This is a genomic window from Nocardiopsis sp. LOL_012, from assembly GCF_048060475.1.
Classification (GTDB): Bacteria; Actinomycetota; Actinomycetes; order Streptosporangiales; family Streptosporangiaceae; genus Nocardiopsis.
Genome location: NZ_JBHMIV010000033.1, coordinates 34,526 through 58,338 on the forward strand (window position 1 = coordinate 34,526; position 23,813 = coordinate 58,338).

32 protein-coding genes are annotated in these 23,813 nt (G+C 70.4%); 21 read left to right on the forward strand and 11 right to left on the reverse strand.

From position 1 onward, the window contains the following. Positions 1-349 precede the first annotated feature (349 nt). The 4 genes from ACFHWE_RS18875 to ACFHWE_RS18890 all read left to right on the forward strand — a co-directional run bounded on the left by ACFHWE_RS18875 (position 350) and on the right by ACFHWE_RS18890 (position 2,455). Positions 350-1,114, forward strand: a complete 765-nt coding sequence (locus ACFHWE_RS18875) for a transposase family protein (RefSeq protein WP_416602998.1) — start codon at positions 350-352, stop codon at positions 1,112-1,114. 173 nt (positions 1,115-1,287) lie between these two features. Beyond that, positions 1,288-1,464: a DUF397 domain-containing protein gene (locus tag ACFHWE_RS18880; protein WP_416602999.1), complete on the forward strand. Its 177-nt coding sequence runs from the start codon at positions 1,288-1,290 to the stop codon at positions 1,462-1,464. A 278-nt stretch (positions 1,465-1,742) separates the two neighbouring features. Further along, entirely contained in the window at positions 1,743-2,090 is a 348-nt protein-coding gene (locus ACFHWE_RS18885; protein ID WP_416603000.1) for a DUF202 domain-containing protein, read from the forward strand. Further along, positions 2,087-2,455, forward strand: a complete 369-nt coding sequence (locus ACFHWE_RS18890; RefSeq protein WP_416603001.1) for a DUF202 domain-containing protein — start codon at positions 2,087-2,089, stop codon at positions 2,453-2,455. The genes ACFHWE_RS18885 and ACFHWE_RS18890 overlap by 4 nt, the downstream gene beginning before the upstream one ends. 83 nt (positions 2,456-2,538) lie before the next feature. Here ACFHWE_RS18890 and ACFHWE_RS18895 read toward each other — a convergent pair whose 3' ends face one another. Together ACFHWE_RS18895 and ACFHWE_RS18900 are read right to left on the reverse strand one after the other, a co-directional pair. Next, positions 2,539-3,516 carry an NAD-dependent epimerase/dehydratase family protein gene (locus tag ACFHWE_RS18895; protein ID WP_416603002.1) on the reverse strand — a complete coding sequence of 326 codons (978 nt, stop codon included), beginning with the start codon at positions 3,514-3,516 and terminating at the stop codon, positions 2,539-2,541. 108 nt (positions 3,517-3,624) lie between these two features. Further along, on the reverse strand, positions 3,625-4,338 hold the full coding sequence (locus ACFHWE_RS18900) for a PIG-L deacetylase family protein (protein WP_416603030.1): 714 nt from the start codon (positions 4,336-4,338) through the stop codon (positions 3,625-3,627). 586 nt (positions 4,339-4,924) lie between these two features. On the opposite strand from ACFHWE_RS18900, the gene ACFHWE_RS18905 reads away from it, so the two are divergent. Further along, positions 4,925-6,481: a glycosyltransferase family 2 protein gene (locus tag ACFHWE_RS18905; protein ID WP_416603003.1), complete on the forward strand. Its 1,557-nt coding sequence runs from the start codon at positions 4,925-4,927 to the stop codon at positions 6,479-6,481. 110 nt (positions 6,482-6,591) lie between these two features. Then, positions 6,592-6,999, forward strand: a complete 408-nt coding sequence (locus ACFHWE_RS18910; protein WP_416603004.1) for a DUF3817 domain-containing protein — start codon at positions 6,592-6,594, stop codon at positions 6,997-6,999. On the opposite strand, the gene ACFHWE_RS18915 is transcribed toward ACFHWE_RS18910, so the two are convergent. Together ACFHWE_RS18915 and ACFHWE_RS18920 are read right to left on the reverse strand one after the other, a co-directional pair. Beyond that, the gene (locus ACFHWE_RS18915) at positions 6,978-7,754 is read right to left on the reverse strand and encodes an SURF1 family protein (RefSeq protein ID WP_416603005.1); all 777 of its coding nucleotides are present in this window, start codon (positions 7,752-7,754) and stop codon (positions 6,978-6,980) included. The genes ACFHWE_RS18910 and ACFHWE_RS18915 overlap by 22 nt on opposite strands. Positions 7,755-8,140: 386 nt before the next feature. Further along, positions 8,141-8,353 (reverse strand): type II toxin-antitoxin system VapB family antitoxin, encoded by a 213-nt coding sequence (locus tag ACFHWE_RS18920; protein ID WP_416603006.1) that lies wholly within the window; start codon positions 8,351-8,353, stop codon positions 8,141-8,143. A gap of 131 nt (positions 8,354-8,484) precedes the next feature. On the opposite strand from ACFHWE_RS18920, the gene ACFHWE_RS18925 reads away from it, so the two are divergent. The 3 genes from ACFHWE_RS18925 (at position 8,485) to ACFHWE_RS18935 (ending at position 10,147) form a co-directional block, all read left to right on the forward strand. Continuing rightward, positions 8,485-8,952 carry a fluoride efflux transporter FluC gene (locus tag ACFHWE_RS18925; RefSeq protein ID WP_416603007.1) on the forward strand — a complete coding sequence of 156 codons (468 nt, stop codon included), beginning with the start codon at positions 8,485-8,487 and terminating at the stop codon, positions 8,950-8,952. Beyond that, on the forward strand, positions 8,949-9,305 hold the full coding sequence (locus ACFHWE_RS18930) for a fluoride efflux transporter FluC (RefSeq protein ID WP_416603008.1): 357 nt from the start codon (positions 8,949-8,951) through the stop codon (positions 9,303-9,305). The genes ACFHWE_RS18925 and ACFHWE_RS18930 overlap by 4 nt, the downstream gene beginning before the upstream one ends. Before the next feature lie 74 nt (positions 9,306-9,379). Beyond that, positions 9,380-10,147 (forward strand): alpha/beta fold hydrolase, encoded by a 768-nt coding sequence (locus ACFHWE_RS18935; RefSeq protein WP_416603009.1) that lies wholly within the window; start codon positions 9,380-9,382, stop codon positions 10,145-10,147. 3 nt (positions 10,148-10,150) lie between these two features. Here the strand turns inward: ACFHWE_RS18935 and ACFHWE_RS18940 are convergent, their stop codons facing one another. Beyond that, on the reverse strand, positions 10,151-10,555 hold the full coding sequence (locus ACFHWE_RS18940; protein WP_416603010.1) for a VOC family protein: 405 nt from the start codon (positions 10,553-10,555) through the stop codon (positions 10,151-10,153). A 205-nt stretch (positions 10,556-10,760) separates the two neighbouring features. Here ACFHWE_RS18940 and ACFHWE_RS18945 point away from each other — a divergent pair, with 205 nt between their 5' ends. The 6 genes from ACFHWE_RS18945 to ACFHWE_RS18970 all read left to right on the forward strand — a co-directional run bounded on the left by ACFHWE_RS18945 (position 10,761) and on the right by ACFHWE_RS18970 (position 13,763). Beyond that, a complete protein-coding gene (locus ACFHWE_RS18945) occupies positions 10,761-11,738 on the forward strand; it encodes an ABC transporter ATP-binding protein (protein ID WP_416603011.1) in 978 nt (325 codons plus the stop codon). Then, positions 11,735-12,589, forward strand: coding sequence for an ABC transporter permease (locus ACFHWE_RS18950; protein ID WP_416603012.1), 855 nt, complete (start codon positions 11,735-11,737; stop codon positions 12,587-12,589). Before ACFHWE_RS18945 ends, ACFHWE_RS18950 begins: the two co-directional genes overlap by 4 nt. A 76-nt stretch (positions 12,590-12,665) precedes the next feature. Then, positions 12,666-12,860 (forward strand): helix-turn-helix transcriptional regulator, encoded by a 195-nt coding sequence (locus ACFHWE_RS18955; protein WP_416603031.1) that lies wholly within the window; start codon positions 12,666-12,668, stop codon positions 12,858-12,860. Then, positions 12,857-12,982 carry a hypothetical protein gene (locus tag ACFHWE_RS18960; RefSeq protein ID WP_416603013.1) on the forward strand — a complete coding sequence of 42 codons (126 nt, stop codon included), beginning with the start codon at positions 12,857-12,859 and terminating at the stop codon, positions 12,980-12,982. The genes ACFHWE_RS18955 and ACFHWE_RS18960 overlap by 4 nt, the downstream gene beginning before the upstream one ends. A gap of 137 nt (positions 12,983-13,119) precedes the next feature. Beyond that, positions 13,120-13,377, forward strand: coding sequence for a type II toxin-antitoxin system Phd/YefM family antitoxin (locus tag ACFHWE_RS18965; protein WP_416603014.1), 258 nt, complete (start codon positions 13,120-13,122; stop codon positions 13,375-13,377). Further along, on the forward strand, positions 13,362-13,763 hold the full coding sequence (locus tag ACFHWE_RS18970; protein ID WP_416603015.1) for a type II toxin-antitoxin system VapC family toxin: 402 nt from the start codon (positions 13,362-13,364) through the stop codon (positions 13,761-13,763). Before ACFHWE_RS18965 ends, ACFHWE_RS18970 begins: the two co-directional genes overlap by 16 nt. A 3-nt stretch (positions 13,764-13,766) precedes the next feature. On the opposite strand, the gene ACFHWE_RS18975 is transcribed toward ACFHWE_RS18970, so the two are convergent. After that, positions 13,767-14,429 (reverse strand): class II aldolase/adducin family protein, encoded by a 663-nt coding sequence (locus ACFHWE_RS18975; RefSeq protein WP_416603016.1) that lies wholly within the window; start codon positions 14,427-14,429, stop codon positions 13,767-13,769. Between the two features lie 249 nt (positions 14,430-14,678). Between ACFHWE_RS18975 and ACFHWE_RS18980 the strand changes: the two genes are divergently transcribed. The 3 genes from ACFHWE_RS18980 to ACFHWE_RS18990 all read left to right on the forward strand — a co-directional run bounded on the left by ACFHWE_RS18980 (position 14,679) and on the right by ACFHWE_RS18990 (position 17,811). After that, complete coding sequence (locus tag ACFHWE_RS18980; RefSeq protein ID WP_416603017.1) at positions 14,679-16,232, forward strand: GMC family oxidoreductase; 1,554 nt, start codon at positions 14,679-14,681, stop codon at positions 16,230-16,232. 351 nt (positions 16,233-16,583) lie between these two features. Then, on the forward strand, positions 16,584-17,084 hold the full coding sequence (locus ACFHWE_RS18985) for a globin domain-containing protein (RefSeq protein WP_416603018.1): 501 nt from the start codon (positions 16,584-16,586) through the stop codon (positions 17,082-17,084). A gap of 73 nt (positions 17,085-17,157) precedes the next feature. Then, on the forward strand, positions 17,158-17,811 hold the full coding sequence (locus ACFHWE_RS18990; protein WP_416603019.1) for a pyridoxamine 5'-phosphate oxidase family protein: 654 nt from the start codon (positions 17,158-17,160) through the stop codon (positions 17,809-17,811). A gap of 36 nt (positions 17,812-17,847) precedes the next feature. Here ACFHWE_RS18990 and ACFHWE_RS18995 read toward each other — a convergent pair whose 3' ends face one another. Further along, positions 17,848-18,087: a hypothetical protein gene (locus ACFHWE_RS18995; protein ID WP_416603020.1), complete on the reverse strand. Its 240-nt coding sequence runs from the start codon at positions 18,085-18,087 to the stop codon at positions 17,848-17,850. Positions 18,088-18,243: 156 nt separating this feature from the next. Here ACFHWE_RS18995 and ACFHWE_RS19000 point away from each other — a divergent pair, with 156 nt between their 5' ends. From ACFHWE_RS19000 to ACFHWE_RS19010, 3 genes are all read left to right on the forward strand, one after another. Next, positions 18,244-18,564, forward strand: a complete 321-nt coding sequence (locus ACFHWE_RS19000; RefSeq protein ID WP_416603021.1) for a type II toxin-antitoxin system Phd/YefM family antitoxin — start codon at positions 18,244-18,246, stop codon at positions 18,562-18,564. Continuing rightward, the gene (locus tag ACFHWE_RS19005; RefSeq protein ID WP_416603022.1) at positions 18,564-18,971 is read left to right on the forward strand and encodes a type II toxin-antitoxin system VapC family toxin; all 408 of its coding nucleotides are present in this window, start codon (positions 18,564-18,566) and stop codon (positions 18,969-18,971) included. Before ACFHWE_RS19000 ends, ACFHWE_RS19005 begins: the two co-directional genes overlap by 1 nt. 64 nt (positions 18,972-19,035) lie before the next feature. Next, the gene (locus ACFHWE_RS19010) at positions 19,036-19,227 is read left to right on the forward strand and encodes a hypothetical protein (protein ID WP_416603023.1); all 192 of its coding nucleotides are present in this window, start codon (positions 19,036-19,038) and stop codon (positions 19,225-19,227) included. Here the strand turns inward: ACFHWE_RS19010 and purL are convergent. From purL to ACFHWE_RS19030, 4 genes are all read right to left on the reverse strand, one after another. Then, entirely contained in the window at positions 19,211-21,505 is a 2,295-nt protein-coding gene (gene purL, locus ACFHWE_RS19015) for a phosphoribosylformylglycinamidine synthase subunit PurL (RefSeq protein ID WP_416603024.1), read from the reverse strand. The two genes, ACFHWE_RS19010 and purL, sit on opposite strands and share 17 nt — an antisense overlap. Positions 21,506-21,576: 71 nt before the next feature. Continuing rightward, positions 21,577-22,086: a hypothetical protein gene (locus tag ACFHWE_RS19020; RefSeq protein WP_416603025.1), complete on the reverse strand. Its 510-nt coding sequence runs from the start codon at positions 22,084-22,086 to the stop codon at positions 21,577-21,579. 40 nt (positions 22,087-22,126) lie between these two features. Continuing rightward, positions 22,127-22,822 (reverse strand): phosphoribosylformylglycinamidine synthase subunit PurQ, encoded by a 696-nt coding sequence (gene purQ / locus ACFHWE_RS19025; protein WP_416603026.1) that lies wholly within the window; start codon positions 22,820-22,822, stop codon positions 22,127-22,129. Positions 22,823-23,051: 229 nt separating this feature from the next. Beyond that, entirely contained in the window at positions 23,052-23,528 is a 477-nt protein-coding gene (locus ACFHWE_RS19030; RefSeq protein ID WP_416603027.1) for an ATP-binding protein, read from the reverse strand. Between the last annotated feature and the right edge of the window lie 285 nt (positions 23,529-23,813).

Sequence of the window (23,813 nt, forward strand, 5' to 3'; positions counted from 1 at the left end):
CTTTCGATATCGGCGCGCGATAGTTTATAGGAGATCCACAGTTTGCAGATCCTCCCGTCTCGCGAGGAGAGATCGTCGTGAAAACGTCTCTGGACCTCCTTCACCAGTTCGGGTACGCAGAAGGCGGAAGCCCAGAGTGTGGCCGCGTCGGCTCCCCTCGGCAGCCTGCCCCAGCACTCCCAGTCCAGAATATGGAGACGGGGGGCGGTGAGGTTCGCCCAGTGAGCCTTTTTCATCCTGAAGGTGCTGGTCACAGGCTCGCACCGACTACCCGAAACCTCCCCTGACAGCAAGAAGCCCCTGGTAGATGAGTTAACGACCAAGAAAACCAGCCCACCAGAGGCTCCACATGCTTTTCTACCGTGCCGCGCTGCCCCTGTCACGCCGGACCTTGAACCTGGCCGCCCGCACCATCCGCACCCACCGCAAGAACACCGGTTCCCGATGGCGGCGCCTGGATCCAGCGCAGCAGGCCCTGCTCGTCCTGGTCCACCTGTACAAGGGCGAGACGTTCACCCACCTCGCGGCCGGTTTCGAGGTGGGCACCACGACCGCCTGGCGGTACGTGCGCGAGACCACGGCCCTGCTCGCGAAGCAGGCACCCACCCTGGAACAGGGGCTGCGCCGGGCGCGCCGCAAGGGATGGGGGTACGTGATCGTGGACGGCACCTTGATCGCCTGTGACCGCGTCGCGGCCGACCGCCCGTTCTATTCCGGTAAGCACAAGCAGCACGGCATGAACATCCAGGTGGTGGCAGCGCCCGACGGCGAACCCCTGTGGACGTCGTGGTCGCTGCTCGGCTCGGTGCACGACACCAGAGCCGCCCGGGTATGGAAGAACGCCGAGCGCATCAAGGCCTCGGGCCTGCTCGGCCTGGGTGACAAGGGGTACGTGGGCCTGTCGGAGGCGGTGTTCTGCCCGTTCAAGGGCCGGGGTAAGCCGCAGTGGAAGAAGGACGCCAACTCCGAGCACGCCAAGCTCCGCTCACCTGGTGAGAGGGCCAACGCCCAGCCCAAGAACTGGGACGTCCTGCGCCGGCTGCGGTGCTGCCCGCACCGAGCAGGAGAGATCACCCGAGCCGTGCTCGTCCTTCAACTCCGCGAAGCAGGATGAAAAGCGCTCATTGAAGGACGGTACGGAGGTGGCTACCAGCGATCACGTGCGGGGTAACGTGGTGTTCAGTGAACCCTCTGACCTGACACAGATCCGAGATCTTGCACGCGCTGCGTTGGGCTACGCGCGTCCGCTCGAAGACTCCCTAAGTGTCTTGAAGGAAGCTGCTGAAGATGCTTAGCGATGGCTGGAAGAAGTCCCCGTACTCAATGAACGGCGGCAACTGCGTAGAGGCACGGCTGTCCTCTACGGGGAGCGCCGATGTCAGGGACACCCAGAACAGGGACCAGGGGACGGTCTCGGTATCCGCTGGCGAGTGGGTGTCACTGCTGTCCCTGGTGACCCGCTAGACGCTCCGAGAGCCGTCGGCACAACCCCGGGCGCACACAGAGACTCGCATCTTGCCGTCGAGGTTCGCCCTATGACGGATTCTCAGTCCGAGGTTCGCCTCAGGGAGAACCTCGGCGCTTGATCTCGCCGTGGGGCGAACCTCGGACCGGGCCGCACCCGCCCGCCCTCCTCCCCCTCCGGCGCGACACGGGCGCCGGTCCTGTTGGAGGGCGGGAAGCACGAGCACTAGGGTCGGTGACAGAGCGGTATCCCCCCGGTCAGGGAGAACGGAGCGGCGATGGGCTCTGAGGAATCCGGGAAGGGCGGTCCCGTCGACTACCGCTTCACCCTCGCCAACGAACGCACCTTCCTGGCGTGGCTGCGTACGGCGCTCGCCCTCCTCGCCGGGGCCGTCGCCGTCCTGCACCTGCTGCCGCTCGACTGGGCCGGGGTCCAGCGCACCACGGTGGGCCTGGTCCTCGCGCTCCTGGCCGCCGTCATCGCGGTCTACGCGCCGCTGCGCTGGTACCGCGTGCAGCGGATCATGAGCCGGGGCGGAACCCTGCGCATGGGTCTGCTGCCGGCCGTCGCCGCCTTCGCGGTCTTCGCGGTGTGCGTGATCATCCTCTGGGGGAACCTGCGGTGACCGGCGACGGGGAGCGCGACCCGGGCCTGCAACCCGAGCGGACCCTCCTGTCCTGGTACCGGACCCTGCTCCTGGCGCTCGTGGTGGGCGTGCTGTACGTGCGGGGGGAGCTGGCCCCCGGACAGAGCCCTGTCCCTGCGGCACCGCCGGTCCTGCGGATGGCGGCCCTGACGGGGATGCTCCTCCTGTGCGCCGTGCTGAGCCTGCACCTCTGGCTCCGGTGGCGGCGCACCGGGCGGGGCACGCGGGAGCCCGGGACCGGGCTTCCACCGCTCACCCTGGCCCGACCGTGGGCGATGGGGGTGCTCAGCGCCGGGGTCCTGGGACTGAGCGCGGTGCTGGCGGCGGGCGCGCTGCTCGCCTGACGTGTCGCCAGCGGTGTCAGACGGCGTGCGCGGCACCCGGTGCGGGCGGGACGCACCGGGGGCGCCGGGGGTGGAACCGCGGGTCAGGCGGGCACGGGGCGGGCCGCGCGGCGGTGGTCGACGATCGAGCGGATGATGTCGTCGAGGCCGCGCGTGGGCTCGAAGCCGATGAGCTGCTTGGCCAGCGAGGTGTCGGGGTAGCGGCGCTGCATGTCCTCGTACCCCTCGCCGTAGGCCTCCTCGTAGTCCGTGTAGGTGATGGCGCTGGCGGAGCCGGTCAGCTCCACCACGCGGTCGGCGAGGCCCTTGATCGAGACCTCCTCGCGCCCGCCGAGGTTGACGGCGCGGTTGTAGGCCTCGGGGGTCTCCATCAGCTTGGGCAGGGCCGGGACGACGTCGAACACCGAACCGAAGCACCGGCGCTGCGTGCCGCTGCCGTACACCGTGACGGGCTCGTCGGCCATGGCCTGGCCGACGAAGCGCGGCACCACCATGCCGTACCGCCCGGTCTGGCGGGGTCCGACCACGTTGAAGAAGCGGGTGATGACGCACGGGACGCCGGATTGGGACCCGTGGACGTAGGCGACGAGTTCGTCCAGCCCCTTGGCGGCGGCGTAGGACCAGCGGCTCTTGATCGGGGAACCGTAGATGCGGTCGTCGTCCTCCCGCAGGCCGTCGGCGTCGTTCTTGCCGTACACCTCGCTGGTCGAGGCGACCATGTACGGGACCTTGTGCGCGACCGCGGCCTCGACCACGTTCTCCGTCCCGTGCAGGTTGGTCCGCAGGGAGCGCAGGGGGTTGTCGACGATCGTGTGGACACCCACGGCCGCGGCCAGGTGGTAGACGCAGCCGGCTTCGGCGACCAGGCCGTCGACGAGGTCCCGGTCGAGGATGTCCCCGTGGACGAAGGTGAAGCCCGGGGCGTCCATGACGCCCGCGAGGTTCTCGGTCGTGCCCGTGGACAGGTCGTCCAGGACGGTGACGTGGTGTCCGTGCGCTACGAGGTGGTCGCACAGATGCGAGCCGATGAAACCGGCTCCGCCGGTCACCAGGGTCTTCATGGTTGGAACCCTCCATTAGAGGTGTTGTTCTGTCTGTACTTCACTGGACGGATTGCACACAGGTGACGGGTGGGGACGTGTGCCGATCTTGAGGAGACGCTCCGTCGGTCAGGCCAGGCAGCGCAGGACGTGGAACCCCTCCGCGAGGGGGACCCCGGCCTGCATACCGCGCAGGACGGCGAGGCTGCGCAGGGTGAGGGAGGAGCGGGTGTGCGGGTGCGGATGGCTCTGCGACCCGTAGGTCTCCATCGCCAGGAGTTTGTCCGACAACTCCTTCTCTGACAGTTCGACCAGGAGGTTGGGCGGGATGACCGCCTCGGTCCGCCACTGGTCGGCGGCCTCCTCGTAGGCGAGCGCCAGGCGCGGGTGGTGCCGTGACGCGGCGTTGGAGGGCCGCAGCGCGGTGTGCGCGGCCTCGGCGACCGCGCGGTGGTCCTGGTTGTAGCTCGTGGGGTGGGGGGCGAGGACCACCGTCGGCCGGATGCGCGCGATCGAGATCGGGCTCTCCTGCTCGAACACCTGGGCGAGCCGGAGCCGGCCGGCCAGGTCGAGCCTGAGATGGAAGTCGTCACCGGGCAGGGCCATGTGCCAGTCGTCCCACCCGTAGTGCTCGCAGACCTTCTTGATCTCGACGAAGCGCTCCTCCGCTGTGGAGAAGCCCCGGGGGGACCGGTCGGCGGTGTCGCCGACCGTGGCGAACTGGACGAAGACCTCGGCCCCCGCGTTCTTGGCCTTGCTGATGAGGCCGCCGCAGCCCAGGGTCTCGTCGTCCGGGTGGGGGGCCAGGACCAGGAGGCGTTCCTGGGACCAGTCAGTGTTCAACATGCCGCTGTCCCATCCTTCGAGGGGGTGGTTCGGGAGAGTCGTGCACCGGGTCCAGGGGTGATCGGTCCGTGTGCGTGAGACGTGCCGGGGCGTCCGTGTGCCGCCTTCCGTCGATACGTGTTGTCTACTTGTGACCCTTGTCCCTTTAGGGTGCTTCATGTAATTTTCTGGTGGCCGGTGAGGAAGATGCGCAAACCGGGGTACGTAGTTTCACCGGAGCTTCGGGTGTCTTCCAGTCGTCCTACGTTTCGCGCACCGTTCTGGTGGCGTCGAACCCTGTTTTGATGGGTGTGGTATGCGTTCCGCCTGGTGTTCTCGGTGTCACCGTGTGTCCTGTATCGATGTCAATTCCCACTGATATCGGGCACCGCTCTATCAACCGGCGCACCTGGTGCCACCGGGTGCCGGCTCAAATATCCTCTAATGGGTACCACCTCCCGCAAGCCCGTGGATACGATTTGCGTGGCCTACATAGGACGCGAAGTCGGGTGAACCGATCCGTGTCGTGAGGCGTCAACCTAACGCCGACCTTACGTTTCATGTCGGTCCGAAAACCGATGCCTTTCGGAAAGGTTCCAAGGCTGTGCGTATCGCGCGTTTGATCGGAGGGCTGGTGGCCGGACTGGTCGCCCTCGCCCTGGCGGTCGTGTTCTTCGCCTACTGGCTCGACTTCGCCACCACCACCGCGGAAGGTGCGGGCGGTGGCACACTGGCCTACGTCTTCCTGTGGCTGGCCTTCGGTGCCAACCTGCTGCTGTGGACCGTTATCGGGCTGCTGCGGCTCGGTGAGGACTCGGTCCGGTCCCTCACCCGCGGCCGCGGGGAGGCCGAGCCCGAGCACGAGCGGATCGCCGAGGGGGCCGAGCCCGAGCGCGTCCTGGTCGGCGCGGCCCCGGGCGGCGGGTCCGCCGTGGCCGGACTCGGAGCGGAGCCCGGTTCCACGGACCTCCTCGCCCCGCCCGGCGGCGGTGCGCCGGCGGAGGCCGTCGAGCCCGAACTCCGGCTCGCCGTCATCATCCCGGCCCACAACGAGGAGCCCGTGATCGGCGGCGCCATCGCGTCGGCGCTGCGGCTGTTCGAGCGCAAGGACGTCTACGTCGTCTCCGACTCCTCCAAGGACGCCACCGCCGAGATCGCGGCCGGAACCGGGGTCAATGTGCTGGAACTGCTCACCAATCGCGGGAAGGCCGGCGCGCTGGAGGCGGTGATCGACGAGTTCCAGTTGACCGAAAACTATGACGGCGTGCTCATCCTCGACGCCGACACCGAGCTGGACAGCGGGTACGTGGCGGGGGCCAAGCGCCAACTGCGGGACCCGGATGTCGCCGCCGTCGCCGGGTTCGTCGTGTCGGAGTGGAAGCCGCGCGAGCGCTCCTTCATCGGCCGACTGATCTCGGCCTACCGGGACCGCCTCTACTTCATGCTCCAGTACCTCATGCGCTTCGGGCAGACCTGGAAGCGCACCAACACCGCCTTCATCGTGCCCGGCTTCGCCAGCGTCTACCGCAGCAGCGCCCTCCGGGAGATCGAGGTCAACCCCAAGGGGCTGGTGATCGAGGACTTCAACATGACCTTCGAGCTCCAGCGCAAGAGGCTGGGCCGGATCTCGCTGAACCCCGACACCAAGGCCTACAGCCAGGACCCCTTCACGCTCAGGGACTACTACAAGCAGGTGGGCCGCTGGACGCTGGGCTTCTGGCAGACGATCCGCCGACACGGGGTGTGGCCCGGATCGTTCTGGCTGGCCCTGGCCCTGTACGTGGTCGAGGTGGTGCTCGTCTCCGCGGTCCTGCTGGTGACGGCCGCCATCGGCCTGTTCGTCCTGGTGGGCGTGGTCGGCGGGGAGGCGGTCCTGGGATGGCCCTACTACGGCGAGGGGTACACGGCGGTGACGGCCCTCCTGCCGCCGATGGCGATCCTGGTCGGCCTGTTCGTGCCGGACTACGCCCTCACCTGCGTCATGGCGATGGTCCGCCGTCGGCCGTCCTACCTGGTGTACGGGCTGTTCTTCTTCCCGGTGCGCCTGGTGGACGCCTACCTGTCGCTGCGCATGATCCCCCGCGCCTGGACGGCCAGTTCGGACGGGCGCTGGAGCAGCCCGCTGCGGACGGCGGTCCGCAACCGGTCGGTGGCGGTGTGATCCCGCTCCACCTGCGGGTACCCCGGAACCGGGCGGTTCCGGGCGGCGTTTAGCCTCGGGAGGGAGCCCCGGCCGCCGGGGCACAGTCTCGTGGATGGGGTGAGGAGAAGGTGGACAGCGCACGCGTGTCGTTCACGCTGTACCGGGTGCTGGCGTACGTGACCGGTGTCTTCCTGCTCGGCCTGACCTTCGTGGCCATGCCGGCGAAGTACCTGGTGGGGGAGACGGCGCGGTTCTCCCTGGTCCCGGCTCCCCCGGGGCTGGAGCACTGGTTCGGCCCCGAGTCCCCGCTGATGTTGTTCATCGCGATGCCGCACGGCTACATCTACATGGTGTACGTGCTCGTCGTGCTGTGGGTCTCGCTCGGCCGCCGCTGGGGTGCGGGCCGCACCCTGGGCGTGGTGCTGGCGGGCACGGTCCCCGTGCTCGGTTTCGTGGTCGAGCGCAGGGTGGTCAGGGACGAGCGGGCCGCACGGGAGGCGGACCCCGCTCCGGCTCAGCCCGCCGCGACCGGCTGACCGCCGCCGGTGTCCCGCCCGCTCCCCTCGGAGCGGGCGTCCCTCAGCTCGCGGCGCACGAGCAGTATCCAGAAGGCGACGGCCGAGACCCCGAACATCGCCCACTGGACGGTGTAGCTCGCGCTGCGCCAGTTCACGGTGATCTCCGTGGGCGGCTCGGGCGGGGGGACCGGGGCCAGTGACCCGGTCGCCGGATCCTGTTCGGGAAGGGTGACGTACCCCTCGTAGAGCGGGTAGTCCCACTCGTTGACCAGGACCGAAGCCGCGATCCGCTCCACCTGCCCCCCGGAGGTCTCGACGGGGACGACTCCGTCGGCCCCGTCGGGCGGAAGGAGCCACCCGCTGACGGTGACCTGTCCCTCGGGAGCCTCGGCGACGTCCCCGGGCGTCTCGGTCCACCCCCGGTTGACGGCGACGGCCGATCCGTCGGCGGTGACCAGGGGGAGGACGACGTCGAACCCCCGGACCCCGTCCTGGAGACGCGGTACCAGCAGTTGGGCGCCGGTGTCGTAGGTGCCGGACACCTCGACGGCGGTGTTGGCGAAGGAGCCCGGATGCATGTACTCGCCGGGCTCCAGGAGCGTGTCGAGGGGCCGGGCGTCGGCGAGGTCCTCGGCCGGGTTGGTGATCACCTCGCGCTCGGGCTCGAAGGCGCTGACGAACTGCCAGTAGGTTCCGGCCGAGCACACGGTGACCACCAGCAGGGCCATCAGGTGCAGGCCGAGCCAGCGGGGACTGAGCAGCGGTGATCTCACCGGACCAGGCTATGCGCGGCCTCCGGGCGGTGGCTCATGACCCCTGGTTGACACTGGCGCCGCAGGCTTGGCCCGGGCGGGAAACAGGAATGACGATCACTTTAAGTAATTATCTGTGACTGAGGGTTGTTAATCGGGGGGTGCCTGGGTAGTGTCTCTATCAACGCGGGAGGGACAGAGTCGCTCCCGCCGAACGGACCTTCAAGGCCGCGACTCCAGGGGGGAGGAGTCGTCGGCCGCTTCCCAGAGCGAGGGCCGTCTCCGTACTTTGAGGGGGGATGCGGGGACGGCCCTCGCCACCTTTGTGCGGGTGGCGTGCGGGTGGTTCAGCGGGGGTTCCCCGGCTTCCTCGCAGGTCGTCGGCGCCTCTTTCCCCGGTCACCGGATCACTCCTCGGGGTTCCTCTCCCGGGCGCGCGAGTCGGACCAGCCCTCGTAGTCCCACGTCCGGGAGAGACAGGCGAAGTGTTCGAGTGCGACGCCGCGTCGGTGGCGCGCCGCGTGCCTTCTGAGCACGGTGTCGACGGCCTCCTCCTCAGTGCGGGCACCGGAGAGCCTCATGGTGTCGCGCGGGACCTGGTCATCGATACCGATACGCATCCGGCCCACAGCGTCCTCCGGTTCACGGGTGTGTCCAGGGACACCACCATGATGCCGGGGCGGCCGAGCCCTCGGGGGAGATCCGGCTGCGGGCGGTAGGATCCCCGTGTCCGGCGACAGGGAGGGCGGGCATGGAGCGCCAGGAGGACGGGCTGCCCGTCGACAGCGACATCGACGTGCACGTCCCCCGGCAGCGCCGCGAACTCGACCGCGCCCCGCGGCGCGTGCTCGCCGCGATCTCGCTCGGCGGGGCGCTCGGTGCGGTCGCCCGGCACGGGGCCGACACCGCACTGCCCGGGGGCGGCTTCGCCGTCTCCACCCTGTTCGTCAACGTCACCGGCTGCCTGCTCATCGGCGTCCTCATGGTGGTGGTCGCCGACGTCCTGCCGCGCCTGACCCTGCTCCGCCCCTTCCTGGGGGTCGGGTTCCTCGGCGGCTACACGACCTTCTCGACGCACATCGCCGACGCCCAGGGCCTGCTCACCGCAGGACAGGCCGCGATGGCACTGCTCTTCCTGGCGGCCAACCTGGTCGGCGGACTGACCGCGGCCTGGGCCGGGGTGGCCCTGACCGAGCGCCTGGCCGGGCGGCGCGGATGACCCTGCTCATGGTGGCGATCGGCGGCGCTCTGGGCGCGCCCCTGCGCTATCTCACCGACCGGTTCGTCCAGACGCACCACGACTCGGTGTTCCCCTGGGGGACGCACACGGCCAACGCGACCGCCTGCCTGCTCCTCGGGTCCGTCACGGTCCTGGCCCTCCCCGAGTGGGCCTACGCCATGGTCGCGACCGGGTTCCTCGGCGCCCTGTCCACCTACTCCACGTTCGGGTACGAGACCCTGCGGCTCATGCGGCGCGAGACCTGGTTCCTGGCGGTCGCCAACGTCCTGGCCTCCGTGGGGGCGGGGCTGGGCGGGGCGTTCGTCGGCGCGGCCGTCGCCGCCGCGCTCTGAGGCGGCCCGCCGCCCTTCTGGAGGGTTCGGGCGGTCTGGGGATAACCTGGCCTCCGTCGACCCGGAGGTTCTCGTTGGCCCTTGTTCCGCTCCAGTACCGCCTCGACGGTCCGCGGCACGCGCCCGTCGTACTCCTCGTTCCGCCCTTCGGCACGACGATGTCGGTGTGGGACCCCCAACTGCCCGCGCTGACCGGTCAGCGGCGGGTCCTGCGGATCGACCACCGGGGGCACGGCGTCTCCCCCGCCCCGAAGGGGCCCTACACAGTCGAGGAACTGGCGCTGGACGTCCTCCACCTGCTGGAGGAGCACGGGTTCTCCCGTGTCTGCGCGGTCGGCGCCGGTCTCGGCGCCTCGCTGCTGGTGTGGATCGCCGCCAACGCGCCGCGCACACTGGACCGGCTCGTGCTGGTCACCGCCGCCCCGCGCACACCGGAGTCCCACGACTGGGGCCGTGTCGCGTCCGAGGTCCGTGCCTCCGGTACCGCCGCCGTCGCGGAGGAGGTCGTGCTGCCCTGGTTCACCCCGGGCATGGCGGAGCGGCGACCGGAGGTGGTGGAGGGCTTCACCGAGGGGATCGGCGCACTCGACTCCGGGGCGTTCGCGTCCATCTGCGACGCCGTCGCCGACATGGACCAGCGCCACCTGGTGTCGGCGGTGCGCTCGCCGACCCTCGTGGTGTCGGCGGCGCACGACCCGCTGCTGCCACCGGGGCACGGCCGCAGGCTGGCCGACGGGATCGGTGACAGCCGGTTCGAGGTGGTCGACGGCGCCGCGCACCTGGTGGGGGTGGAGCGCCCCGAGCGGGTCTCCGAACTGCTGGCGGAGCACCTCGTCCACTGACGCTCAGCCGAGGTCGGGGACCAGGGGCCGGCTGATCTCCACCAGGTATCCGTCGGGGTCGCGGAAGTGGGCGGCCCGGATGCCCCACGCGGTCCAGTCCCTGGGGTCCAGGACCTGCCGTGCCCCGTTCGCCGTCAGCTTGGCCGCGGTTTCGTCGACGTCGTCGACCTCGAAGACCACCGCGATCCGGTCCTGGTGGGGGAGTTCGGGGTCGGCCATGTCGGTCTCCAGGGCCTCGGCCATCACCTCGCGCTGGTTGAGGGCCAGGCGCGTGCCGGAACCGACGTCGAACTCGGCGTAGCGGCTGGCGGTGTCCCCACGGAGGACGGGGAGGCCGATGGTCTCGGAGTAGAAGCGGAAGCACGCCTCGTAGTCGTTGACGAGGAGTCGGATGTAGCTGCAGCGCATGGAGCCTCCTGGCGGTCGCGTCCGGCGTCGGTCGGATCCCTACCCGTTCACCGGAACCATCGCCGTTCCCGGCCCCGCGCGCTCGGCGACGCGCCGAGAGGCCGGTACTGGACATGTCCAGATGTGGCCATATTGTCACTGTACTTCGTAATGTAGTACCTCTACTATCGATCACAGTGCAACAACGACGAAAGGAGGGAGGGGTATGACGGACGCATCAGCAGCACCGACGTCCAGAGCCGTGTCACAGGCGTCGGGAGAACCGGCGGACACCGTGATCCGGGTCAGCGGACTGCGGATGGCCTACGGCACCACCGAGGTGCTCAAGGGGGTGGACTTCACCGCCGCCCGCGGTGAGGTCGTTGCCCTGCTCGGACCCAACGGCGCGGGCAAGACCACCACAGTCGAGATCCTGGAGGGCTTCCGCAGGCGCTCCGGGGGCGAGGTGGAGGTCCTCGGCGCCGACCCCGCCCGGGGCGGAGAGGACTGGCGCGCCGGGATCGGCGTGGTCCTCCAGTCCTGGCGGGACCACGGCCGCTGGAAGGTACGCGACCTCCTGCTCCACTTCGGCCGCTTCTACGCCCCCTACTCCACACCCGACCACGTCCGGCCGCACGGGACCGACGCGCTCCTGGAGCGGGTCGGCCTCGCCGAGCACGCGGACCGGCGGGTCAACAAGCTCTCCGGGGGCCAGCGGCGCCGTCTGGACGTGGCGATCGGTGTCGTGGGCCGCCCCAGGGTCCTCTTCCTGGACGAGCCGACCGCCGGCTTCGACCCCGAGGCGCGCCGCGACTTCCACGCCCTCGTACACGACATCGTCGACCAGGACGACACCACGGTCCTGCTGACCACGCACGACCTGGACGAGGCGGAGAAGCTCGCCGACCGGATCCTGCTCCTGGCCGGCGGCACCATCGTCGCCGACGGCAGCGTCGAACAGTTGTCGGGCCTGGTCGAGCAGGACAGCGAGGTCTCCTGGCGGGTCGGGGGAAGGCGGCACGTGCACACCACCGCCCACCCGGCCCGCCACGTCGCCGAACTGTACGGCAAGCACGGCGCGGACTTGGCCGACCTCCGGGTCAGCAGGGCCTCGCTGGAGGACGTCTACGTGGAACTGGTCCGGCGCCACGAGTCCGGTGACGCTGACCTGGCCGCCCGCGAGTTCGTGAAGGGGATGCGGTGAAGAACGCCAGAGGCAACGCGGTCCGTGCGGGACTCTCCCGAGGGCTCCTGGAGTTCCGGGGGACCTTCACCAACCCCATGGACCTGTTCGGCTACCTGTACATGCCCGCCGTGTTCATCGTCCTGGGTGTCTTCTTCGCGGATGAGCGGGTCGACGACGCGCCCGTCCCCTACGGGGCGGTCTCCTACTCCGGCGGAGTGGTGCTCACCCTGATCGTCCTGGGGACGCTGACCGTCGCCCAGGTATTGGCGGCCGAACGCGAGGACGGCACGTTCCTGCGGGCCAAGGCCCTGCCGCACGGGATGATCGGCTACGGGGCCGCCAAAGCCTCTCACCTGGTGCTCATGTCACTGGTGGCGGTCGTGCTCATGGCGGTTCCGGGACTGTTCGTCGTGGAGGGCTTCGGCCCCCGGGACTGGGCCGCCGCGGTCACGCTCGTGTGGGTCTGCCTGCTGGGCCTGCTGGCCATGGCACCGATCGGGGCGATCGCCGGCGCGCTGCTGGGCAACCCCCGGTTCGTGGGGCTGATGATGGTCCCGATCATGGCCCTGGTCATGCTCTCCGGGGTCCTGTTCCCCATGGAACTGCTGCCGGACTGGGCGCTGACCGCCGCCCAGGTGCTGCCCGTCTACTGGCTGGGTCTCGGCGTGCGTGCGGGAACCCTGCCCGCCGACTACGCCGCGCTCGAACTCGCCGGGTCCTGGCAGTTGCCCGTGGTGGCGGCGGTCCTGGCCGCCTGGGCGGTGGTCGGGTGCCTGGTGGCTCCGGCCGTGCTGCGGCGCATGGCCCGCCGCGAGTCGGGGTCGCGCGTCCAGGCGGCCAAGGAGAGGGCGATGAAGCGTGCCTACTGATGACGGCGGAGGCGGCGCGGGCCGCAAGGGGCGGTCCGCGGTCGGCAACGGCGAGGCGATCTACAACCGGATCGCGATGCTGCGAGCCGAGCGGGGCGTGTCCCGCCGCGAGCTCTCCGAGGCGCTCGGCGTGCACTACCAGACGGTCGGCTACCTGGAGCGGGGCGAGTACAGCCCCAGCCTCCACCTGGCGCTGCGCATCGCCCGCTACTTCGAGGTGCCCGTGGAGGTGGTGTTCTCCACCGAGCCCTTCCCCCGTATCGGCCAGTGACCGCTCCTGAGGAACCGTTCAAGCCCGTGCTGTGGCTGGTCTACATGGCGCACACCGCGGTTCCCGCGCTCCGCCCGGCCTGGACGCAGCCCGACGAGGCCCCCGACGGCGAGGACGGGTAGGGCAGGGCGGTCGTGCGAGGCGGGCGGGTCCTGCTCCGGACCCGCCCGCAGGGGCCGTTCCGATGGGGCCGGGCAGGCGCATTCCCCCGTTCTCCTGCGGGAACAGAAAAATCTGATAGTCAGATATCATGGTGTGCATGCGTACGATCACCGCGACCGAGGCCGCGAGAAAGTTCTCGGATCTCCTGGACGCCATCGAGAGCGGCGAACGGGTGACCATCACGCGGGGCAGGACCCCGATCGCCGAGATCGGCCCGGCCAGGCGCCGGACCGGTGCCGATCTGCACGCGGCTCTGGAAGGCGTCGCGCCGCTGGACGATGACTTCGAGAAGGACATCGACGGGGCACTGGCCTTTCTCACGGACAAGGAGGCGGACCCGTGGGCCGACGCCTGATCCTGGACACCAATGTCCTGATCTCCTATGAGCGGTGCACCATCGACCGATTGATGTTCCATGAGGACGAGCTTGCGATCGTCGCGCTGACGGTCGCCGAGTTTCGGGTGGGCATCGAGATGGCGGGCACCGCCGCGCGGGCGGCCGAACGCTCCAGGGCGTTGACTGCCATCCTCGACAACGTGGAGGTCCTGGAGTACACGGAGGCGACAGCTGCACACCATGCGGCTCTGATCGCCTGTACCAAACGCAGCGGTACGCCCCGTGGCAAGCACGACCTCATCATCGCCGCGCACGCCGCACAGACCGGGCGGACCGTCGTGAGCCGCGACGCCAAGGCGCGCTTTGGCGACCTCCCCGGTGTCCTGGCCACGGGCGTCGAGTAGGCCCTAGAAGATGTCCGGGCCCGCCCAGCCGTAGGTGTCGCGCACGCGCACCCGCGCCAGCTCGTCTTCCGACAGCACTCGGGGCTCGCCGAACTGCCGGGCCCTCAGATAGGTGGCACTCAGCCAGTCCAGCAGGCGCAGGTTCTCCAGCGCGTGCTCCAGACCCCGGCCCAGGGCCACCCCGCCGTGGTTGGCGAGCAGCGCGGCGTCGCGCCCCTTGAGGGCCTTGGCCGCCTGGTCGGAGATCTCGCCGGTGCCGTAGGTGGCGTAGGGGGTCACCGCGATCACCCCGCCGAGGGCGGCGGCCCGGTGGTGTACCGGTGGCAGCTCCACCAGCACGGACGAGGCGGCGACGGTGTCGGCGGTGAAGGCGTTGACCACGGCCGTGACATCGCGCCCGTACTCGGCGGCCCCGCGGTGCACGGCCAGGTGCAGGGTGGCCTCCGCGGCCGGGTCGCGGCGCCCCTCCAGTACGCGCTCGTCGAGGGACATGACCGGGCAGTCGACGGGCTGGAGCTGGTCGAGGGCGACACCGTGGGGGGTGAGCACCACGAGGTCCCCGTTGCGGACGCTGACGGTTCCCGCCTCTCCCGGTGCGGAGCCGGCGGAGGCGGCGAGGTTGCGGGCGGTCAGGCAGACGTCACGGCGTTCCTGCTCAAGCAGCATGTGTTCCTCGGAAAGGCGGTCGTCGCGGTCCTGGGACCGCAGCGGGGACTGTCCGTTGAGGCCGGGGCGTGCGGTCGTCCGGGCCGGACGAGCAAGCTTAGGTATACCTAAATGTACGTCACATGACCGTCGTGTGTCGCCCCGCCTCGGGAAGTCGTCCGCGCGGACCCTCCCCGCGCCGACCGCGCGCGGAGTACGGTCGCCCTGGGGCGGAGCGCGCCCCGGCGGGGCCGAGCGGGAGGAGTCGGAGTGACGGAGACCACGTACGACTACGTGATCGTCGGCGGGGGCACGGCCGGGTCGGTGATCGCCGCCAGACTCAGCGAGGACCCCGCGACCACCGTCTGCGTCGTCGAGGGCGGGCCCGACGACCGCGACCACCCGAACGTGATCCGCCTCCGCGACTGGATGAGCGTCCTCGGCGGCGACCTCGACCTGAAGTACACCACCACCGAACAGCCGCGCGGCAACTCCCACATCGTCCACTCGCGGGCCCGGGTGCTCGGCGGCTGCTCCTCCCACAACACCCTCATCGGGTTCCGGCCCTTCGCGGAGGACCTCGACACGTGGGTCGCCCTGGGGGCGCAGGGCTGGGACAACGCCACGGTGCAGTCCTACGCCGACCGGATCAGGTGCGACATCGTGCCGGTCGCCCGCCAGGACCGCAACGCCATGGTCGCGGACTGGGTGGCCGCGGCCTCGGTGGCCACGGGCGTCCCGGTGGTCGAGGACTTCAACGCCCTGACCTCGCACGGCGGCGGGTTCTCCGGCGGGGCGGGCTTCCTGTCCATCGCCTACGACCCCTACACCGGCCACCGGTCCTCGGCCTCGACCGCCTACCTGCACCCCGTGATGGGTGTGCGCGAGAACCTCACCGTGATGCTGGAGACCTGGGCCGACCGGATCGTGTTCGACGGCGACCGGGCCACGGGTGTCAGCGCCGCCACCGCGTCTGGCGGGCGCGTCACCTTGCACGCCCGCGAGGAGGTCGTCCTCGCCGCCGGAGCCATCGACAGCCCCCGGCTGCTCCTGCTCTCGGGGGTCGGCGAGGCGGGGCAGTTGCGTTCGGTCGGCATCGACCCCCGCCACGACCTGCCGGGGGTCGGGGAGAACCTGCTCGACCACCCCGAGTCGATCATCATGTGGGAGACCGTGCGGCCGGTACCCCCGGAGACGGTCATGGACTCCGACGCGGCCCTGTTCGTGCGGCGCGACGCCTCAGACCCGCGCCCGGACCTGATGTTCCACCTGTACCAACTGGCCTTCGACGACCACACCCGGCGGCTGGGCTACGACACCCCGCCCGAGGGGCACGCGGTGTGCATGACCCCGAACGTCCCGCGGGCGCGCTCACGCGGCAGGCTCTTCCTGACCAGCGCCGATCCTGCGGTGGCGCCCGCGCTGGACTTCCGCTACTTCACCGACCCCGGCGGCTACGACGAGCGCACGATCGTCGACGGCCTCAGGATCGCCCGCGAGGTGGCCGCCACGGAGCCGTTCCGCTCCTGGATCAGGCGCGAGGTCGCCCCCGGCCCGGACGTGCGGACCGACGAGGAGCTGTCCGAGTACGGCCGCCGCGTGGCGCACACCGTCTACCACCCGGCCGGCACCTGCCGGATGGGCGCGGTCGACGACCCGGCGGCGGTGGTCGACCCCCGGCTGCGCGTGCGCGGCCTGCGCGGTCTGCGTGTCGCCGACGCCTCCGTGTTCCCGGCCCTGCCCACGCCGAACCCGATGGTGACGGTCCTGGCGTTGGGCGAGCGCGCCGCCGACCTCATCCGCGCCGACCGCGACCGGCCCTGACGGCCTTCCGGGCGGTGCCGCTGTGTCAGCCACGCCGTGACCACGGTGAGTGTGTGCCAGAGGGTGAGCTCTGTTACAGTACGACCGCTTCTGTGACAGGTAGGTGTGATGCGGACTCCAACCCCTCCACGACGATTCCGGAGGTGCCGTCGCTTCGGCGGCCTCCCGTTTCGCGACCTCGTGAACCGGGGTCCGGTGAACCTGCCGTCTCCCAGCGGGGCCCGGTGACGACGGCGTGCCGGCAGCCCTTGTGCTCTCTCTCCACAGCACCCCCGCCACGAGCGGTGTGTACGGTCGCTCGTTCCCCCGACGGTCCGGTGCCTCTCTGCTCACCGACCCATCTGGAACATCATGCCTCCCCGCTCGCTCAGCAACGTCCCCCTTCCCGACCAGTCGGCCATCGAGGCGGTCCGCATCTCCTGCTCGGAGCTGCCAGCCGGGTCGACCCTCCTGGCCGAACGCTTCTACCAGAACCTCTTCAAGATGGCCCCGGACCTGCGGAGCATGTTCGCCGAGAACCTGCACCCGCAGCACAAGCGCATGGCCGACGCCCTCCTCCAGGTCGTCCACTACCTGGACGCCCCGGACGACCTCGCGCACCAACTGCGCGTACTCGGCGCCCAGCACCGGCGGGAGTACGGGGTCGAACCCAGGCACTACCCCTACGTGGGCCGCGCCCTGATCCGCGCCGTCAGCGAGATCTCGCCGACCTGGTCCTCCTCGATGAGCTCCTCGTGGGTGCTCGTCTACGAGTGGATCACCGCCAACATGCTGGCCGGAGCCGAGGAGCCCGACCAGAGGGTGTCCGGAGCCGGTCGCGGCCGTGCCCGGCCCGCGCGGTCCTACCGCTGACCGCTCGCCACGCACCGCCCCCGCAGTCTTCCCGCTCCCGTAGCCCCTTCCCCCGACGCCACGAGGAATCCCCATGACGCGACAGGACCGGCCCGTTCCCGGAACGGAGGGCGAGCGCTACGTACAGGCGGCGCTCGGCAGTGCCGACCGTGCCGACCGCTTCTACCGGGACCAGATGCTCGACCACCTGAACCCGCGTATGCGCGAGTTCATCGCCCGGCAGGAGATGCTGTTCATCGCCACCTCCGACGGCAGGGGCGAGTGCGACTCCAGTTTCCGGGCGGGACCGCCGGGCTTCGTCCACGTCATCGACGAGTACAGCGTCGCCTACCCGGAGTTCCGGGGCAACGGCGTCCACGCCAGCCTCGGCAACATCACGGAGAACCCGCACGTCGGGATGATGTTCCTCGACTTCACCCGCGACCGGATCGGTCTGCACGTCAACGGGCGGGCCAGGCTGGTGGAGGACGGGCGGATCCGCGAGGACGTCCCGGGGCTCCCCCTGCCCCAGGTGCCCGGACAGCGGGCGCTGATCTGGACCCTGGTCCAGGTCGAGGAGGCCTACATCCACTGCCGCAAGCACATCCCCCACCTGCGCAAGGCCGGGCAGGACGAGGACTGGGGAACCGACGACGCCAAGAGCAAGGGCGGCGACTTCTTCGGGGCCAAGCGGACGTCGGGCCCCTGGGCGGAGCCACTGCGCGGTGAGCCCGTCGGACGCGCCTGACCACGAGGGGCTCCGGGCCCGCGGCCCGAAGCCCCTTCAGGGGCGGGGGCGCTCGTAGCGCAGGCGGCGGCCCACCCAGTACACGTTCACGCACGCGCCGATGAGGCCCGCCACCAACAGGACGGTCAGCCAGGGCTCACGGGCCCAGACCAGGGCCGCGACCGTCCCGGCCAGCAGTACCAGGGCGCCGAACACCGCCAGGACCAGCCGGAAGCCCAGAGCGCTCGCCGGGCGCTCGTGGCTGCCCAGGGGTCCCTTCAGCCGTCCGCGTCGCATGGTCTCCGCCTCCTCGCCTCGTCTCCCACTGTTCTACCGGTCCACGCTCTCCCCCTACCCGGCGGGTGCTGGAGGGCCTGGCAGGCGTCAGGGGTATTGTCTGTCAATTTTCTCATGCGCCTGACAATCTGGCTGTGGCGACTTATCTTGGGAAGTATGGACACAGAGGCCGAGGAGCACAGGATCACGATCCGAGAACTCCAGCGCAACGCCGCCGAGGTCTTTGATCGTGCTCGGCATGGTGAATCCTTCACTGTGACCAGACATGGACAAGTCGTCGGCCGTGTGCTTCCTCCCGATGCGGAGGAAGAAGCGCTGATGAGCGCCGTCGACCGCGGGTTGCTCGACCCTCACGTACTGGAAACTCTTCCCAAAGCGGGGGAGGCCGTAGGCATGCCCCGTGAGGAGTCCCCACCAGGTACGCGCCTGGCCACCGACGCCTTGACGGAACTGCGTGATGGAGACGGTCTGCGCTGATGTTCGTTTACCTTGACACGTGTGCAGTGCTCAAACTCTTCAAGGAAGAGGTTGAGTCCGAAGCACTGGAAGTCTGGTTGAACGGTCACGCCGAGCAGCGGCAGATCACCGGCTATCTGACACGGACCGAACTTCGGCGCGCCCTGCATGCGGTGGGCGCACAGCAGGAAACCATGGCGCGCGCTGATGGCTGGCTGTCTCAGGTGGCACACCTGCGTATGCCCGCTGCGGTGTTCGACACAGCCGGATCGATCGCCCCAGGATCACGCCTCAGGTCGCTCGATGCTTTGCACGTATCGTCTGCTCTCGGTTTGGGAGCCGCGTTGAGCTGGTTCGTGACCTACGACAAGCGCTTGGCGGAGGCGGCCGAAGTGGCGGGTCTTCCGGTCGCTGCCCCGGCTCCTTGAGTTCGCACCTTGTCCGCGGTCCACACATCGTCCATCAGAAAAGACAGTGGGGGAAGTCAGACGGATGAGTGTCTACCCTGACTGGCGGGGCAGTGGTCACCTGGAACGGGCGATCGAGACCGCCGGAGGAGAGCAGGCGTTCGAGGAGGCCGTGGAGCGGCTCTCGGCAGAGGCACGGACGTGGCGGTCGGACGTGCCGGAGGGGCGCGGGGGCGCCGTGCGGCGCCCCCGCGCGGGTGCTACACGCCGTCCATGAGGGCGGGCAGGGTGGACTCGTAGGCGGTGCGCAGCTCGGGCAGGGGCACCTCCACGGCCCCGGCCGGGTGCGTGAGCGCCAGGGCGTCGCCGCCCACCGTGCCGATCGCGGCCGCGGGCACGCCGTGCTCGGCGGCCAGCGCGAGGAAGGCCTCCCGGTGCTCCGGAGCCACCGACACGATCGCCCGCGCGCCGGATTCGCTGAACAGGGCGGTGAACGCATCGCCCTCCAGCTCCACCCGCACGCCCCGGCCGCCGTGCAGCGCCGACTCGGCGAGCGCGACCGCCAGACCGCCGTCGGAGAGGTCGTGGGCGGCGTCGGCCAGGCCGCGGTCGGCGGCCGTGGCCAGGACCTCGCCCAGCGCGGCCTCGGCGGCCAGGTCGACCCGCGGGGGCAGTCCGCCCAGGTGGCCGTGGACCACGTCGGCCCACGCCGAGCCGCCGAACTCCGCGCGGGTCTCGCCGAGCAGGAACACGGTGGCGCCGTCGGTGCGAAAGCCCGACCGCAGGCGGTTCCGGACGTCGTCGATCACGCCGAGCACGCCGATCACCGGGGTCGGGTTGATCGCCACGTCACCGGTCTGGTTGTAGAAGCTCACGTTGCCGCCGGTCACCGGCGTGCCCAGCTCCTGGCAGGCGTCGGCTAGGCCCCGGGTGGCCTCGGCGAACTGCCACATGACCCCCGGGTCCTCGGGCGAGCCGAAGTTGAGGCAGTTGGTGACCGCGAGCGGCCGGGCACCCGTGGCGGCGACGTTGCGGTAGGCCTCCGCGTACGCGAGCTGCGTCCCCGTGTACGGGTCCAGGCGCGTGAAGCGGCCGTTGCCGTCGGTGGCCAGGGCCACGCCCCGGTGCGAGTCGTCGGACACGCGGATCATGCCGGAGTCGTGCGGGGCCGACACGACGGTGTCGCCGCGCACGTAGCTGTCGTACTGCTGGGTGACCCACGCCGGGTCGCCCACGCCAGGTGCGCCCAGGACCCGCAGCAGTTGTCCGCGCAGCCCCGCGTCGTCGGAGGGGCGCGCCAGGGCGGCGGCGTCGTCTGCCTGGAGCGCGTCCTGGGAGGCGGGGCGGGCGTAGGGGCGCTCGTAGACGGGTCCCTCGTCGGAGGCGGTCCGCGGCGGCATGTCCACCACGGTCTCACCGTGCCAGGTCATCACCAGCCGGCCGCCGCGCTCGGCCTCCTCGGGGGTGACGTCGGTTACCTCGCCGATCTCCGTGGCGAGGATCTGCCACTTGTCGCAGACGGCGAGGAACTCGTCCATCTTCGCCGGTTCGACGATCGCCATCATGCGTTCCTGCGACTCACTCATGAGGATCTCCTCGGGCGTGAGCCGGGGGTCGCGCAGCGGGACGCGGTCCAACCGGATGTCCATACCGCCGGTGCCGCCCGCGGCCAGCTCCGTGGTCGCGCAGGAGACGCCCGCGGCACCTAGGTCCTGGATGCCCACGACCAGGTCCCGGCCGTACAGCTCCAGGCTGCACTCGATGAGCAGCTTCTCCATGAACGGGTCGCCGACCTGCACGCTCGGCCGCTTGGCGTGCGATTCGTCGTCGAAGGTGGCGCTGGCCAGCACGGAGGCGCCGCCGATGCCGTCGGGGCCGGTGGTGGAGCCGAACAGGACCACCTTGTTGCCCGGCCCGGGGGCCTGGGCCAGCTTGATGTCCTCGTGCCTCATCACGCCCACGCACAGGGCGTTGACCAGCGGGTTGCCGATGTAGCCCGCGCCGAAGCCGATCTCGCCGCCGATGTTGGGCAGGCCCAGGCAGTTGCCGTAGAAGGAGATGCCGGAGACCACGCCGGGCAGGACGCGCTTGGTGTCGTCGGCGTCGGCGGGGCCGAACCGCAGCGCGTCCATCACCGCCACTGGACGGGCGCCCATCGTGAGGATGTCGCGGACGATGCCGCCCACGCCGGTGGCCGCGCCCTGGTGCGGCTCCACGTACGAGGGGTGGTTGTGTGACTCGATCTTGAACGTGACGGCGCGCCCGTCGCCCACGTCCACCACTCCGGCGTTCTCGCCCATGCCGACGAGCAGGGCGTCGCTGGCGGGCGCCTTCTCGCCGAACTGGCGCAGGTGCACCTTGGAGGACTTGTACGAGCAGTGCTCGCTCCACATGACGGAGTAGATGGCCAGCTCGGCGGAGGTGGGGCGGCGGCCCAGGATCTCGCGGACCCGCTCGTACTCGTCCTTGGCCATGCCCAGTTCCGCGTAGGGCTGGGCGGTGTCCGGGGTGTCGATCGCCGTGGCGACGGTGTCGAGGCCGGGTACTTCAGACATGGGTGGTTCCGTTCGGGTGTGCGGATGTGGGCCCGGCCGGGTGCGTCCGCCGACCGGCGCGTCAGACGTGGTCACGATGCGGGGGGTGCGGCTCCGGCCAGCATGAGGAGCGCGGGCGCGTCCTGTGCCGAGTGGTCGGAGGAGTCGGTCACGAGCACCTGCCCGTCCGTGAGGAAGGTCTCGCCAAGGGGCACGTCGTCGGGCGACTCGGCCCCCTCGGGGAGGAGCTGTCCCCAGTCGGCGTCGAGCAGGTGGCGGTAGACCGACTCGATCGCCTCCTCGGAGTCGGGGACCGGCTCGCCGCCGTCGGTGACGACCTGGACCAGGCGGAAGCACTCGGCCCGGGTGCACTGGACGTCCTCGGTGTCGTCGGAGGCGTAGGCCAGCCCTTCGGGGGGCTCGCCCAGGACGTCGACGTCCGGGGCCTCCAGGGGGGAGGCCGACGTCGGCGCCTCGGCGGGGGAGGTGACCGGCGCCCGGAAGGAGCTGAACAGGCCCCACAGTCCGGAGAGGACGAGGCCGGTGACGACCACCACCGCCAGTACGACCTTGAAGCGGCGGGAGCGCAGCAGCGTCATCATGGCGAGGACCGTCCCCTGTCGGTGCGTGGGTGTGCCGGTGTCAGGCGTGCGCCGGGGCTTCGGCGGCCAGGTGCCCGAGGATCGAGGTGAAGAACCCGAGACCGTCCGTGGACGGTCCCGTGAGCGCCTCGACGGCGTGCTCCGGGTGCGGCATGAGTCCGACGACGTTGCCGTGCTCGTTGGTGATGCCGGCGATGCCGCGGCGCGAGCCGTTCGGGTCGCCGCCGACGTAGCGGACCACGACGCGCCCGGAGGCCTCCAGTTCGTCCAGGGTCTCCTCGTCGGCGACGTAGCTGCCCTCGCCGCTCTTGAGGACCACCAGGACCTCCTGGCCCCCGGTGTAGTCGCCGGTCCAGGCGGTGCCGGTGTTCTCCACGCGCAGGACCTGGTCGCGGTTGACGAACCGGAGCGAGGAGTTGCGGGTGAGCGCGCCGGGGAGCAGGTGGCTCTCGCACAGGATCTGGAAGCCGTTGCAGATCCCCAGCACGGGCAGGGCGCCCGAACGCGCGGCCGGGACGAGTTCGGACATCAGGGGCGCGAAGCGGGCGATGGCACCGCAGCGCAGGTAGTCGCCGTAGGAGAAGCCGCCGGGCAAGACGACGGCGTCCACGCCCCTGAGGTCGGCGTCGGCGTGCCACAGCGCGACGGGTTCGGCGCCCGACAGCGCGACGGCGCGTGCGGCGTCCTTGTCGTCGAGGGAGCCGGGGAAGGTGACGACGCCCACACGGGCTGCCATGAGCACACTCCGGGTCTTGTCGTGTCCTCCGCGCGGGAGGACCGGGTGGTGGAACGAGGCGGGGCGGACGCCCGGCGGACCGCTGGGCGACGGTGTGTCCGCACCTGGCAGCGTACCCGCTCACCTGTGTTCGGGTGCGGCGCTCACCCGGGTTCGGGGCGGTCGGCCCGTGCGGTGCCCTCCGGCCGGTGTGCGGCGGCGCGGGCGGCGGGGCGGGTGCCTCGTCCGTTCACAGGGCGGCGTGGGCGGCGGTGGGCGGGTGCAGCGGCCTGGCCCGGTCCTCTCCGTCGCACCGGGTGAGGTGCTTGCGCAGCAGGACCGTGGTGCGCTGCGTCTCACTGAAGTCGACCTCGTCCATCAGGTGGTGCATGAGGAAGACGCCCCGCCCCGATTCGGCGCTGAGCCGGGGGAGGGGCTGGTGTTCGAGGTACAGGCGCCGGGGCAGGGCCGTGCCCTCGGGGAGCCTCCCCTTGTGGGAGATCCGCATCTCGCACAGGTAGGGGGCGAGGGTGGCCTCGACCCGGTAGTGGTGCGCGGCGCCCGCGTGTTCGACGGCGTTGGCGCAGGCCTCGGAGGTGGCCAGGAGAACGTCGTCGACGCAGTCCTGGCACATGCCGGAACGCTTCAGGAGGGAACCCAGAACATCGCGTACGACGGAGACCGTGTAGGCCTGGCGGGGGAGTGAGATCGAGAACAGGGCGTCCATCCGCGCACCTCCCAACGTCCGAAGAGTCATCGTTCCGGCACGTTAAGGAGCGTTCCCGAGGCCAGAAGGTGCAAAACGAACATCAGGTGTCGATCCAGGTCATGTGCGTCCGATTGTTGACACACGCACCGCCCGCGGATGTGTTCCCGATCCCGTTCCCCGGGTGGGCGGGAGAGGGGGCCGCGCCGAAGGCGGCGTTTGAGGGTGGTGGTGGGTGACGGGCAGGAGAGGGGGCCGCGCCGAAGGCGGCGTTTGAGGGTGGTGGTGGGTGACGGGCGGGCACGG